At 64.7% G+C, this 12478-nt stretch carries 13 protein-coding genes, 4 tRNA genes and 1 pseudogene; 10 read left to right on the forward strand and 8 right to left on the reverse strand.

Going from position 1 to position 12478, the window contains the following annotated elements:
* Positions 1-4: 4 nt before the first annotated feature.
* On the reverse strand, positions 5-772 hold the full coding sequence (locus tag LPB260_RS28280) for a class III extradiol ring-cleavage dioxygenase (RefSeq protein ID WP_208709387.1): 768 nt from the start codon (positions 770-772) through the stop codon (positions 5-7).
* 102 nt (positions 773-874) lie between these two features.
* Here LPB260_RS28280 and LPB260_RS28285 point away from each other — a divergent pair, with 102 nt between their 5' ends.
* A complete protein-coding gene (locus tag LPB260_RS28285; protein WP_208709389.1) occupies positions 875-1531 on the forward strand; it encodes a thiopurine S-methyltransferase in 657 nt (218 codons plus the stop codon).
* 46 nt (positions 1532-1577) lie between these two features.
* Here LPB260_RS28285 and htpX read toward each other — a convergent pair whose 3' ends face one another.
* From htpX to LPB260_RS28300, 3 genes are all read right to left on the reverse strand, one after another.
* On the reverse strand, positions 1578-2450 hold the full coding sequence (htpX, locus tag LPB260_RS28290) for a protease HtpX (protein ID WP_208709391.1): 873 nt from the start codon (positions 2448-2450) through the stop codon (positions 1578-1580).
* Between the two features lie 90 nt (positions 2451-2540).
* A complete protein-coding gene (locus LPB260_RS28295; protein WP_208709393.1) occupies positions 2541-2993 on the reverse strand; it encodes a hypothetical protein in 453 nt (150 codons plus the stop codon).
* A 49-nt stretch (positions 2994-3042) separates the two neighbouring features.
* Positions 3043-4254 (reverse strand): pyridoxal phosphate-dependent aminotransferase, encoded by a 1212-nt coding sequence (locus LPB260_RS28300; protein ID WP_208709395.1) that lies wholly within the window; start codon positions 4252-4254, stop codon positions 3043-3045.
* A gap of 170 nt (positions 4255-4424) precedes the next feature.
* Here LPB260_RS28300 and msrB point away from each other — a divergent pair, with 170 nt between their 5' ends.
* From msrB to LPB260_RS28315, 3 genes are all read left to right on the forward strand, one after another.
* Positions 4425-4820 (forward strand): peptide-methionine (R)-S-oxide reductase MsrB, encoded by a 396-nt coding sequence (gene msrB, locus LPB260_RS28305; RefSeq protein WP_208709397.1) that lies wholly within the window; start codon positions 4425-4427, stop codon positions 4818-4820.
* Positions 4821-4968: 148 nt separating this feature from the next.
* Positions 4969-5454 carry a glutathione peroxidase gene (locus LPB260_RS28310; RefSeq protein WP_208709399.1) on the forward strand — a complete coding sequence of 162 codons (486 nt, stop codon included), beginning with the start codon at positions 4969-4971 and terminating at the stop codon, positions 5452-5454.
* 11 nt (positions 5455-5465) lie between these two features.
* Positions 5466-5921 carry a MarR family winged helix-turn-helix transcriptional regulator gene (locus LPB260_RS28315; protein WP_256625625.1) on the forward strand — a complete coding sequence of 152 codons (456 nt, stop codon included), beginning with the start codon at positions 5466-5468 and terminating at the stop codon, positions 5919-5921.
* Here the strand turns inward: LPB260_RS28315 and LPB260_RS28320 are convergent.
* Positions 5905-8244 carry an ATP-binding protein gene (locus LPB260_RS28320; RefSeq protein WP_208709403.1) on the reverse strand — a complete coding sequence of 780 codons (2340 nt, stop codon included), beginning with the start codon at positions 8242-8244 and terminating at the stop codon, positions 5905-5907. The two genes, LPB260_RS28315 and LPB260_RS28320, sit on opposite strands and share 17 nt — an antisense overlap.
* A 102-nt stretch (positions 8245-8346) precedes the next feature.
* Between LPB260_RS28320 and LPB260_RS28325 the strand changes: the two genes are divergently transcribed.
* A complete protein-coding gene (locus LPB260_RS28325; protein WP_208709404.1) occupies positions 8347-9237 on the forward strand; it encodes an ATP-binding protein in 891 nt (296 codons plus the stop codon).
* Positions 9234-9716, forward strand: a complete 483-nt coding sequence (locus LPB260_RS28330; RefSeq protein WP_208709406.1) for a GAF domain-containing protein — start codon at positions 9234-9236, stop codon at positions 9714-9716. The genes LPB260_RS28325 and LPB260_RS28330 overlap by 4 nt, the downstream gene beginning before the upstream one ends.
* Positions 9717-9768: 52 nt before the next feature.
* Here LPB260_RS28330 and LPB260_RS28335 read toward each other — a convergent pair whose 3' ends face one another.
* Both LPB260_RS28335 and LPB260_RS28340 read right to left on the reverse strand, forming a co-directional pair.
* On the reverse strand, positions 9769-10431 hold the full coding sequence (locus tag LPB260_RS28335) for a glutathione S-transferase family protein (protein ID WP_208709408.1): 663 nt from the start codon (positions 10429-10431) through the stop codon (positions 9769-9771).
* A gap of 43 nt (positions 10432-10474) precedes the next feature.
* Positions 10475-11235, reverse strand: a pseudogene (locus tag LPB260_RS28340) (hypothetical protein).
* A 222-nt stretch (positions 11236-11457) separates the two neighbouring features.
* On the opposite strand from LPB260_RS28340, the gene LPB260_RS28345 reads away from it, so the two are divergent.
* The 4 genes from LPB260_RS28345 to LPB260_RS28360 all read left to right on the forward strand — a co-directional run bounded on the left by LPB260_RS28345 (position 11458) and on the right by LPB260_RS28360 (position 11881).
* Positions 11458-11533: transfer RNA gene (locus tag LPB260_RS28345), tRNA-Glu, on the forward strand.
* A 29-nt stretch (positions 11534-11562) separates the two neighbouring features.
* Positions 11563-11638: transfer RNA gene (locus LPB260_RS28350), tRNA-Gly, on the forward strand.
* Positions 11639-11713: 75 nt separating this feature from the next.
* A tRNA-Glu gene (locus tag LPB260_RS28355) sits at positions 11714-11789 on the forward strand.
* A gap of 16 nt (positions 11790-11805) precedes the next feature.
* Positions 11806-11881 (forward strand) — tRNA-Gly (locus tag LPB260_RS28360).
* Positions 11882-12006: 125 nt separating this feature from the next.
* Here LPB260_RS28360 and LPB260_RS28365 read toward each other — a convergent pair.
* On the reverse strand, positions 12007-12417 hold the full coding sequence (locus tag LPB260_RS28365; RefSeq protein ID WP_208709412.1) for a PA2817 family protein: 411 nt from the start codon (positions 12415-12417) through the stop codon (positions 12007-12009).
* Between the last annotated feature and the right edge of the window lie 61 nt (positions 12418-12478).

The following is a 12478-nucleotide window of genomic DNA, read 5'->3' on the forward strand; positions in this document are numbered from 1 at the left end:
TGGCTCAGGCGAAGCTGTAGATGTCCATGCCCAGCGCGCCGTGGGTGAAGCCGCTGTGTTCGACGCGAAAGGCGCCGCCGGCGCCGTGGGCGAAGAACAGCGGCAGCAGGTGTTCGTCGGTCGGGTGATTGCGCACGGCTTGCGGCGCCAATCGCCGGTAGTCGTGCAGCGCCGCGTCGTCGTCGCTGGCCAGCTTCTCCACTATCCAGTCGCGGAACGCCTGGGCCCAGGGTTCGATGACCTCCGGGCCGGCGTGCCAGTCCAGTTCGCCCAGGTTGTGGGTGATGCTGCCCGAGCCGATCAGCAACACCCCTCGTTCGCGCAAGGCGCCCAGGGCGCGGCCGACCTTGCTCTGCAGGGCAGGACCTTGTTGGCTGGGCAGCGACAGTTGCAGCACCGGAATATCGGCCTGCGGGTACATCAGCGACAGCGGCACCCAGGCGCCGTGATCGAGCGGTCGCTCGGCGTCGAGACGGGCCGCCAGGCCGGCCTCGTTCAGGCGATCAACGATCTCGCCGGCCAGCTGCGGTTCGCCGGGAGCGGGATACTGCAGTGCGTAGAGCGGGGCGGGAAAGCCGCGGAAGTCGTGCCAGGTCTGCGGCCGTGTGGCGGCGGTCACGCGTAGCTCATGGCTCTCCCAGTGTGCCGAGACCACCAGGATGGCGCGCGGCCTCGGCAGCTCGGCAGCCAGGCGAGACAGGGCCGGACCGCTGGCGCCGGGGTCGAGGGCGAGCATGGGTGAGCCGTGGGAGATAAACAGCGAAGGCAGCATGGGGCAGGGCTCCTGCATTAGGATGGGGCCATCTTCGCGGCATGATATATCGAGTTCCAGTATAAATTACTGAGCTATTTCATCGAATTGACTGGAGGGTTGATGGATCGGGAGTTCTGGCAGGCGCGTTGGGCGACAGGGCAGATCGGCTTTCATCAGGATCGGGTCAATCCCTATCTGCAGCGGCACTGGTCCAAGTTGGCGCTGCCGAGCGCGACACGGGTGCTGGTGCCGCTCTGCGGCAAGAGCCTGGACCTGCTCTGGTTAGCCGAGCAGGGCTATCGGGTGTTGGGCGTGGAGCTGGCACAGCGTGCGGTCGAGGACTTCTTCGCGGAGCAGCGGCTGCAGCCGCAGGTCAGTCAGCAGGGGGATTTCGAGGTCTACCGCGCCGGTGCCATCGAGCTGTGGTGTGGCGACTTCTTTGCTCTGCAGGCCGAGCATCTGCTCGGCTGCACGGCGCTCTATGATCGCGCCGCGCTGATCGCCTTGCCGGCAGAGATGCGCGTCCGCTATGTCGCGCACCTGGGTGCAATCCTGGCGCCGGGGAGCAGCGGCCTGCTGGTCACCCTGGACTATGCGCAGGCGCAGATGGATGGGCCGCCCTTCGCCGTGGCCGATGCCGAGGTGCGCCGGCTGCTGGCCGGGGGCTGGCAGCTGCAGCTGCTCGAGGAGTGCGACGTGCTGGATGAGAACCGCAGGTTCCGCGAACGTGGCCTGCAGGGCCTGGATGAGCGGGTCTATCGCCTGGTGCGGCGCTGAACGAGAAGGGCGGCCCGCGGGCCGCCCTTTTTTCACTGCCGGTCGCTTAGCCGCGCTGGCGCAGGGCTTCGATGCGGTCTTCCAGCGGCGGGTGGCTCATCAGCAGGCCGGCCAGGCCGTTCTTCAGGCCGCCGTTGATGCCGAAGGCGGTCAGGCTGTCGGGCATGTGCACCGGCACGCCCTGTTCGGCGCGCAGGCGCTGCAGGGCGGCGATCATCGCACCGGTGCCGGCCAGGCGGGCGCCGGCTTCGTCGGCCTTGAACTCGCGCTTGCGCGAGAACCACATGACGATGATGCTGGCCAGGATGCCCAGTACCAGTTCGGCGAAGATGGTCGCGACGAAGTAGCCGATGCCGTGGCCGTCTTCATTCTTCAGGATCGCCTTGTCGACGAAGTTGCCGAAGATGCGCGCGAAGAACATCACGAAGGTGTTCACCACGCCCTGGATCAGCGCCAGGGTGACCATGTCGCCGTTGGCCACGTGGCCGATCTCGTGGGCCAGCACGGCGCGCACCTCATCGGGGGAGAAGCGCTCCAGCAGGCCCTGGCTGACCGCCACCAGGGCGTCGTTCTTGTTCCAGCCGGTGGCGAAGGCGTTGGATTCGTAGGCCGGGAAGATGCCCACCTCGGGCATCTTGATGCCGGCTTCGCGGGACAGTTCCTCGACCGTCTGCAGCAGCCACTGCTCGTGGCGGGTGCGCGGTTGGCTGATGATCTCGGTGCCGGTGCTCATCTTCGCCATCCACTTGGAGATGAACAGCGAAATCAGTGAGCCGGCGAAGCCGAAGACCGCGCAGAAAACCAGCAGGCTGCCATAGTTCTGGCCGGTGAAGCGATCAACCCCCAACAGCTTGAGAGTGATGCTGGCGATGATCAGGACCGCCAGGTTGGTGGCCAAAAACAGCAAGATGCGCATCATGGTGTGAAACTACTCCTTGGGAGAAAAGACGGTCCGGTTCTGCCGGCTATATAAGGGCGCGCCCCCCGGCTATTCAACCGAGGGACTATTTCAAACTGTGTCCTTTGCTCCGCCCAGAGCGCCGGCGAAGACCAGCCGGGTCAGTCGGGCGATTCGTTCGCCATGCCGCTGCGCCAGCGCCTCGCGCAACTGGTGCGCCAGGCTGCCCTGCACCCGGCGCACGCTCGGCGGCAGGGCCTCGCCTTCAGGCAGGGCATGGGGTACGCCACGGCTCAGGCGCAGAAAGCCCTTTTCGCTGAGTACCGCCTGATCCAGGGCGTCGTAGGCGATGGTCGAGTCGAAGCGCAGGTAGCCCTCCTCGGCCAGCCACAGCAGGGCGCTCAGGCAGCTCTGGTGGCGTTTGCTCGGCAGGCCGAACTCGTCCGGTTCCTCGCGGCCGATCAGGTCTTCAACGTACAGCGCCATCTTGCGCGGGAACACCTGGTAGAGCATCAGCAGGCCGCTGGCGGCGTCCTTGTAGAAGTCGTCTATCTGCAGGTCCATAGGATTTCGTCTGGCGTTCGCGCCGGCGCGTGGCGGCCGGCATGGGCGGTTACTGGCGGTAGTTCTTGAGGAAGGCGCCGATGCGCCCGATCGCCTGCTCCAGGTCGTCCACCCTGGGTAAGGTGACCACGCGGAAGTGATCCGGCCAGGGCCAATTGAAGGCCGTGCCCTGGACGATCAGCAGTTTCTCGGACAGCAGCAGGTCGAGGACGAACTTCTCGTCGTTGTGGATCGGACAGACCTTGGGGTCGATCTTCGGGAAGGCGTACAGCGCGCCCATGGGCTTGACGCAGCTGACCCCGGGAATGTCGTTGAGCAGCTCCCAGGTACGGTTGCGCTGCTCCAGCAGGCGGCCATTGGGCAGGACCAGGTCGTTGATGCTCTGGTAGCCGCCGAGGGCCGTCTGGATCGCGTGCTGGCTCGGCACGTTGGCGCACAGGCGCATGTTGGCGAGGATATCCAGGCCCTCGATATAGCTCTGGGCGCGGTGCTTGGGGCCGGAGATCGCCACCCAGCCGGAGCGGAAACCGGCGACCCGGTAGGACTTCGACAGGCCATTGAAGGTCAGGCACAGCACGTCCGGTGCCAGGGAGGCGGTGGAGATGTGCTGGGCTTCGTCGTAGAGGATCTTGTCGTAGATCTCGTCGGAGAACAGCACCAGGTTGTGCTGGCGCGCCAGCTCGACGATGTCTTCCAGTACTTCCTTGGAGTACACCGCGCCGGTGGGGTTGTTCGGGTTGATCAGCACCAGGGCCTTGGTGTTCGGGGTGATCTTGGCGCGCATGTCGGCCACGTCGGGGAACCAGCCGGCCTGCTCATCGCACAGGTAGTGCACCGGCTTGCCGCCGGACAGCGCCACCGCGGCGGTCCACAGCGGGTAGTCCGGGGCCGGAATCAGCACCTCGTCGCCATTGTTGAGCAGCGCCTGCATGGCCATGACGATGAGCTCGGAGACTCCGTTACCCAGGTAGATGTCTTCGATGCCGACGCCTTCCACCTGCTTCTGCTGGTAGTACTGCATCACCGCCTTGCGCGCACTGAACAGGCCCTTGGAGTCGCTGTAGCCCTGGGCTGTCGGCAGGTTGCGGATAACGTCCTGGAGGATTTCCTCGGGGGCTTCGAAACCGAACGGTGCCGGGTTGCCGATGTTCAGCTTGAGGATGCGGTGGCCTTCCTCTTCCAGGCGTTTGGCGTGCTTGAGCACCGGCCCGCGGATGTCGTAGCAGACGTTGGCGAGCTTGTTCGATTTGCTGACCTGCATGTGGATGATCCCGAATAGAAGGAACGCCGCGCAAAAACGCCGTAACAGACTCGAACGGGCGAGCCTTGGCAGCTTGTAACGCGGGTGACAGACTGGGGTCGAATCATACGTGGCGGCCCGATCTTGGCAAAGTGATTGGTCGGGCTTTTTGCAAGTTGAGGAGACCTGCCGTGGACAAGCTCGAAAAACCCCTGGAAGCCTGGCGCGAAGAGCTGTCGGAGGAGCAATACCATGTCTGCCGCTTGGGAGGCACCGAGCGCGCTTTTACCGGTCAGTACCATGACAGCAAGACCCCCGGCACCTATCACTGCGCCTGCTGCGGCACGGCGCTGTTCGACTCCGATGCCAAGTACGACTCCGGCAGCGGCTGGCCAAGCTACTTCCAGCCGGTGAGCCAGGAGGCGATCGCCAGCCGGGATGACTTCAGCCATGGCATGCACCGCATCGAGGTCAAATGCTCGAAGTGCGACGCCCACCTCGGTCATGTATTCCCCGATGGCCCCAAGCCGACCGGGTTGCGTTACTGCATTAATTCGGTGTCGCTCAAACTGGTGCCGCGCGAATAGGGGGGGCGGTGTTGCTCATGCGACGGCGCAAGCCGCCGTCGCGGCTGTGATCGGGTATCAGCGGCGCTTATTTTTGCTCATTTAGATTGTGTGCAATTTAATTGCTTGCTATTCATGGGTCATTCCATCCAAGCCAAGGACCGCCAACATGAGCAATGAGCTATTCGACATCCCCTGCACCACCATCAAGGGTGAGCAGAAGACCCTCGCCGACTTCGGTGGCAAGGCCGTACTGGTGGTCAACACCGCCAGCAAGTGTGGCTTCACCCCGCAGTACAAGGGGCTGGAGAGCCTGTGGCAGCAGTACAAGGACAAGGGGCTGGTGGTGCTGGGTTTTCCCTGCAACCAGTTCGGCAAGCAGGAACCGGGTAACGAGGGGGCGATTTCCGAATTCTGCGAGCTGAACTTCGGCGTGAGTTTCCCGCTGTTCAAGAAGGTCGAGGTCAACGGCGCCGGCGCCCACCCGCTGTATGTGCAGTTGAAGAAGCGCGCCCCGGGCCTGCTCGGCAGTCAGGGCATCAAGTGGAACTTCACCAAGTTCCTGCTCAGCGGCGACGGCCAACTGGTCAAGCGTTTCTCGCCCGCCACCAAGCCGGAAGACCTGAGCGCCGAGATCGAAGCGCTGCTCAAATGAGGCCAGGGGCAATGGCGCCCGACGACCCGCTGCAGCTGGACAACCAGCTGTGCTTCAAGCTGTACGCGGCGTCCCGGGCGGTGATTCGCGCCTATCGGCCGATGCTCGAGCAGCTGCACCTGACCTACCCGCAGTACCTGGCGATGCTGGTGCTGTGGGAGTGGCAGGCCAGTCCGCCGGCACAACCCACCGTCAAGGCGCTGGGCGAGCGCCTGCTGCTCGACTCCGGAACCCTGACGCCCCTGCTCAAGCGCCTGGAGCAGCTAGAGCTGCTGGTGCGTCGGCGCTCGCCCACAGACGAGCGCGAGGTGCACCTGGCGCTGACCGACGCCGGCAACGCCCTGCGCGAGCAGGCGCTGTCACTCAAGCAGCGGCTGCTCTGCGAGCGGGGGATGGACCTCGATGCGCTGGCCGATCTGCGTGAGCGGGTGGGACAGTTGCTCGAGCGGGTCAGCCCGCAGCGCTGACCGCCAGCCACTGGTCGAGCAGGGCGGCCAGTTCATCACGGCGGAACGGCTTGGCCAGGTAGTCATTCATGCCGGCCGCTTGGCAGCGTTCGCGTTCGTCGGGCAGGGCGTTGGCGGTCAGGGCGATGATCGGCAGCGACTGGGTGGCCTCGTCCTGGCGGATCCGGCGACTGGCCTCGTAGCCATCCATCACCGGCATGTTGCAGTCCATCAGCACCAGGTCGACGGCATGCTGTTGCAGCTGTTGCAGCTGTTGCAGCTGTTGCAGCGCCTCGGCGCCATGATTGGCCAGCAGCACCTCGCAGCCGAGCTTGATCAGCATGCCTTTGGCCACCAGCTGGTTGACCGGGTTGTCCTCGACCAGCAGGACCCGCGCCTGGCGCTCTATTTCGGGTGTGGGCGCCGAGGCTGTCGGCGCCTCTTGCGGTGCCTGATCGAGGCCGCGGCTGATGGCCTGGAGCAGGGCATGGCGCGACAAGGGACGAGCGATCTGCTCGATGGGCGCCAGGGCCTTGGCTTGGGCGTCGGCGAGGAAGCTGCCATAGGCCCTGACCAGCAGCAGCGGCGCGGTACATGTCGGGCGCAGGTCGGACAGGCACTCCAGGCGGTCGCTGATCAGCAGGTCGGCGGAGCGTGCAGCCGGACTGGCATTGCTCTCCAGGCATTGGTAGTCCAGCCCCCAGCTGGGCAGGAGCATGGCGAGCTGCTCGTTCAGGCCGGAGTCGGCCGCACACAGGGCTACCACCTGTCCGCTCAGGCTCGGCATGGTCGCGGCGGGGGCGTGGCACGGCAGTGGCAGGCTGGCGCAGAAGCGACTGCCGTTACCCTCGCTGGACTCCAGCTTGAGATGGCCGTGCATGGCTTCGCACAGGTGGCGGGCCAGCGCCAGGCCGAGGCCAGTGCCGCCGAACTGGCGGGTAATCCCCGCGCCGGCCTGGGCGAACGGCTGGAAGATGCGTGCCTGGGCTTCTTCGGAGATGCCGATGCCGGTATCGCGGACACTGATCCGGACGCCGTCCAGGTTGCCCTCGACGCGCACATCGACGCGGCCCGAGCGGGTGAACTTGAGGGCGTTGGACAGCAGGTTGCTAACGATCTGGCGCACGCGGGTTGGATCGCCCAGCACCTGGGCGGGCAGCCGCGGGTCGATCAGGCAGGTCAGCTCGACGTTCGGCAGCGCATTCTGCGAGAGCAGGCTGACGGTATTCTCCACCAGGCCTCCCAGGTCGAAGGGGATGAACTCCAGCTCCAGCTGGCCGGCCTCGAACTTCGACAGGTCGAGGATGTCGTTGAGCAACTCGACCAGCACCTTGCCGGAGTCGTGGGCAATCGACAGTTGCTGGCGCTGCTCCTGGCTCAGCGGGCCGTCGAGGGAGAGGCCGAGCATGCCCAGCAGGCCGTTCAGCGGGGTGCGAATCTCGTGGCTCATGTTGGCCAGAAACGTCGAGCGCGCCTGGGCCATTTCCAGCGCGCTATGCCGCGCCTGCTCCAGCTCCTGGTTGGACTGCAGCAGTCGGGCGTTGGCCGCCTTCAGCTCGGCGGTGCGCGCCGAAACGATGTTCTCCAGTTCGCCCAGGTACTGGGTCAGGCGATCCTCGGCTTCACGGCGCTGCTCGATCTCCGAGGCGATGCTGGAAAACTGCTGGTTGGTGACCTTGATCAGGGTGCCGATCTCGTCGCGTTCATGGCCGGGCGGGCAGGGCAGTTTCTTGCGGTTCGGGGTGCCCGGGTCGCGCTCGCTGAGGGCGTGGATGGTCTCCACCAGCGGCTTGGTCAGGGTGAAGTAGAACAGCACCAGGAGTATCAGGGCGAGCAGTAGGCTGCGGGCGAAGCCGGTCAGCAGGGTGAGCACGGCGCGCCGCAGAAAGTGATTGCCGAAGGCGTAGGTGTCGACTTCCAGGCGCAGCACGCCGAGGGCTTCGCCCGGGGCATGGCTGACGAACAGGGGGGTCTCGAAGTGGCGTCGGGCGCCGAACAGGAAGTCGCTGAATACCCGGTAGCCGCTCTTGCTGGCGGGGCGGCTGACACTGGCGAGGACCAGGCTGCTGTTGTCGATGATCTGCGCACTGATCACCGCCGGCGAGCGCAGCAGACCGAACACCAGTTCCTGGGCCAGTTCGGCGTCGATGTTGTAGGCGATGCGCGCCGCCGGATTGTGGCTGATCTCCATGAGCGCGCGAATCTCGCGATTGATGGAGGCGTCTTCGCTGGCATAATCGACGCCCACCTGAACGACGCTGAGGACGGTGCCCAGGATGAACGCCACCAACACGGTCAGGCCGGCCTGTTTGAACGACAGGCGTTGGGTGAGCGGTATGTCCATGGGGGCCGGCAGTCTCGTATCCATTCGCCAGCCAAGCATAGCCCATCTGCTTCCTGAGTCGGCAGAGGGAGTTGGCAGGATTTACCTATCAAGGAGTGCGCCGTGGATTCCCGGTTGAACAGCTTTCTGCAGCGGGCCGAGGCCGTGCTCGCCCGTCTCGAGCCCTATCTGCCGGCCCAGCGGGCGGCCATCGACTGGCAGCAGAGCCTGGCTGCCCGCTGGCATCGCGAGGGGCGCGGTGGCTACCTGCAGCCGCTGCAAATCAGCCTCGATCTCGATCTGGGCGACCTGATCGGCGTGGATGCCCAGCGCGAGCAGTTGGCGCGCAATACCCGCCAGTTCGTCCAGGGGCTGCCGGCCAACCATGCATTGCTCTGGGGTGCCCGCGGCACCGGCAAGTCCTCCCTGGTGCGGGCGCTGTTGGCCGAGCATGCCGCGGGTGGTCTGCGACTGATCGAGATCGAACGCGATCACCTGGCGGACCTGCCGCGGTTGGTCGAGCAACTGGCCAACCTGCCCCAGCGTTTCGTGCTGTTCTGCGACGACCTGTCCTTCGAGGCGGGTGAGGGTGACTACCGGGTGCTGAAGAGCGTGCTGGATGGCTCGTTGGAGCGCGCGCCGGAGAACGTGCTGCTGTACGCCACCTCCAATCGTCGCCACCTGCTGCCGGAGAAGCACAGTGACAATCAGGCCTCGCAGATGGTCGACGGCGAGCTGCATCCCAGCGAGGCGGTGGAGGACAAGATCGCCCTGTCCGACCGCTTCGGCCTGTGGCTGTCCTTCTACCCTTTCACCCAGGAGCACTTTCTCGCGGTGGTGCGGCACTGGATCGAGGTCCAGGCCGCGGCGGTCGGGTTGGCCTGGCAGTGGAGCGAGGACCTGGAAAAGGCGGCGATCCGCTGGGCGCTGGGGCGTGGTAACCGCAACGGCCGCTGCGCCTACCAGTTCGCCCGGCACTGGGTAGGACTCAAGTTGTTGGAGGCGCAGGCATGACCGATCTGCAAGCGAGCGGCGCTGGACTCGAAGGTTATTCGCTGCTGCAGGCGCAGCTGGAAGCGCTGCTGGCCGATGAACGCGACTTCATCGCCAATGCCGCGCAATTCTCCGCCTTCCTGTTTCAGGAACTGGCCGACCTCAACTGGGCCGGTTTCTACCTGGCCCGTGGCGAGGAGCTGGTGCTGGGGCCGTTCCAGGGCAAGGTGGCCTGTGTGCGGATCCCCTTCGGTCGCGGCGTGTGCGGCGTGGCGGCGGCCAGTCGGCAGACGCAGCGGGTCGAGGACGTGCATGCCTTCGCCGGACACATCGCCTGTGACAGTGCGTCCAGCAGCGAGCTGGTGGTGCCGCTGGTGAAGGAGGGGCGACTGATCGGCGTGCTGGACCTGGACAGCCCCGTTCTGGCGCGTTTCAGTGCGCAGGACCAGGCTGGTATCGAGCGCCTGGCCGAGGTGTTCCTCCGCCTCAGCGACTGCTGAATCCGCACCCCCGGCCAGCCCGCACTGGCGGACGGGGCGGGGGCGCGCCGACTCAGGCCCTGGCGCTCATCTTGGCGAGCATTTTCTGCTCGCCGGGGAGAATCGATTGCACCGAGGGGCGCGCCTTGATTCGCGCGTAGTGCGCGGCCAGGTTGGGCCAGCGCCGTTCATCGAGCTGCTCGCCGCCATGTTCCATGTTGATCAGCTGGCTGCAGACCGCCAGGTCGGCCAGGGTCAGGCGCTCGCCGACCAGGTAGTCGGCACCCTCCAGGCGCTTTTCCAGGTAGTCGAAATGCGGCGGCAGTTTCTCCTCCAGCGCGGCCCGCACGGCAGCCTCATCGCATGGCTGGCCCATGCTCGGCTTGAGTGCTCGGTTGCGGAACACGGCGAAGGTGCACAGGGGCGCCAGCTCATAGTCGGCGTATTTCTCCAGCCAGCTCACCCGCGCCCGCTGCTCGGCACCCGTGCCGGTCAATTCGGCGCCTTCGGGGTACTTGTCGCTCAGGTAGTGGCAGATGACGCCGGAGTCGGCGAGGCTGAAGTCGCCGTCCTTGAGCGCGGGAATGCGGCCCAGCGGATTGAGGTCGTAGTACCAGGCCGGCTGGCCGAAAGGCAGGACGATCTCCAGTTGATAGTCCAGGCCGCTTTCCAGCAGATACAGGCGGACTTTGCGTACGAATGGCGAGAGTGGCGCGCCATAGACAGTCAGGCTCATCGGTTGTGCCTATCGGGTGGGGGAGGGAAGGCGTGGCGACTGCTTAGTCGTAGATGTTCTTCTTCTTCCAGTCATCGTCCAGCTCCTCGAGGCCCTGGGTCAGCTCGCTGGTTTCATCGCTGGCCGGCTTGACGGTTTCCAGCACCATGGCATTGGCGCGGGCGAGCTGGTTTTCCAGCTGCTTCAGCTGGGCCTGGTAGCGGCCGGGGTCCGTTTGTTTGCGCAGATACTGCACGCCGCGCTCGAAGGCCAGGCGTGCCTGACCGGGATGGTTCTGCTGCAGGGCCTGCTGGCCCAGATTGTTGAAGAATTCGATATGCAGCTGGGCGAGCATGTGGCGGACTTCGTTCAACCAGTGCTTGCCTTCGTTGCTATTGAGAACACCTTCCTTGGCGCAGCGGGTGATTTGCCCATGCAGGTTTTCCAGCTGAAAGCGGACTTCCTTGGCCTTGGCCTCGTTGAGCACCGGCTGCGGTGGGTTGCGCACCGTGATCGACTCGCCCAGGGCGACCAGCTGGCGCAGTTCGTCGACACGGGTCCTGCTGGCGGCGCTCTTGTCCAGTGCCAGCAGGTGCTCGCTGAAATGCAACTGCAGGCGGCTGAGCAGCAGCTTCAGTTGGGGGTCATCAACTGCCCCGGCATGGATTCCGACAGGTCGGCGCAGCGCCGCAAGCGGTCATTGAGGTCGGCCTTGAGGCGCGCCTTCTTGAGCTTGCTCTGCTCGACCATGTGATTGATGTAGGCAATGGCGATCAAAATGAAGATGCCGCCGACAATCAGCAAGGTAATCACCAGGGGGGACATAGTTTCTATCTCTCGGCGGCCTGAAATTCGCCCGAGTGTAGTGCCTTGGCCGTCAAGCTCATAGACGTTCATCAGCTTCTGGACTGAAGTCGTTGATTTTAAAAAAAAATTACAGAGTGGTTGACGATCCCCGAAAGGCTCCCTAGAATGCGCGCCACTTCCAGGGCAATGCCGATAGGCAGGGCCAGGAAGCCGGAAAGTCTGTTGTAGGTTCCGGTCTGGGTCCCCTTCGTCTAGTGGCCTAGGACACCGCCCTTTCACGGCGGTAACAGGGGTTCGAGTCCCCTAGGGGACGCCACTTTCCCAGTGGAAGTGCGTTGCAGTAATGCGGGAATAGCTCAGTTGGTAGAGCACGACCTTGCCAAGGTCGGGGTCGCGAGTTCGAGTCTCGTTTCCCGCTCCAAATTTCAACGAATATCGCTCGTAGGGCGCTGTTCGGGTCGGGCGACTGGCAACGCCGCGACAGGTAGAGTTCCAGGTCCCCTTCGTCTAGTGGCCTAGGACACCGCCCTTTCACGGCGGTAACAGGGGTTCGAGTCCCCTAGGGGACGCCAATTTGTTGTAGCAAATGCGGGAATAGCTCAGTTGGTAGAGCACGACCTTGCCAAGGTCGGGGTCGCGAGTTCGAGTCTCGTTTCCCGCTCCAAATACACGAAAACGCCGCTCATCGAGCGGCGTTTTCGTTTGCGCCGTGCTGGCGCTCATGAAAAAGCCCGCCGGTGATGCCGAGCGGGCTTTTTTCGTTTCTGGCGTCCCTTGGGTGACTCGCGCTCAGTGCTTGCTGCTCTGCGGCGGCAGGGCCAGTAGCTGCTTTTCCTGGTTCCAGTCGAAGGGTTCGTCGTTCTGCTCGGCTTCGAAGCGGCGCTCGTCGAGGCGCTGAAACAGTTCGATCTCCTCGTCCGGCATGAAGTGCAGGCAGTCGCCGCCGAAGAACCACAGCAGGTCGCGCGGCACCAGGTGGGCGATCTGCGGGTAGCGGTGGAAGATCTGACTGATCAGGTCCTGGCCGAGGTAGAGGCTGGCTTCCGGGTCTTGCGGCAGTTCCCTGAGCAGTTCATCGAAGCGTTCGAGGAACAGTGCATGGCTGTCGTCGAGAATCTGCTCGGCCTCGCCCAGGGCGACCAGGATGCCGCGCAGGTGTGCGAGCAGGGCGAGATGGTGATCGAGGTAGGCGCTGGCCATCAGGTGGGTCCTATCAGTGAAACGGGCGCGGGAGTATAGAGCTCCCGGCGCCCGCTGTCCC

Source organism: Pseudomonas sp. LPB0260, assembly GCF_013388395.1.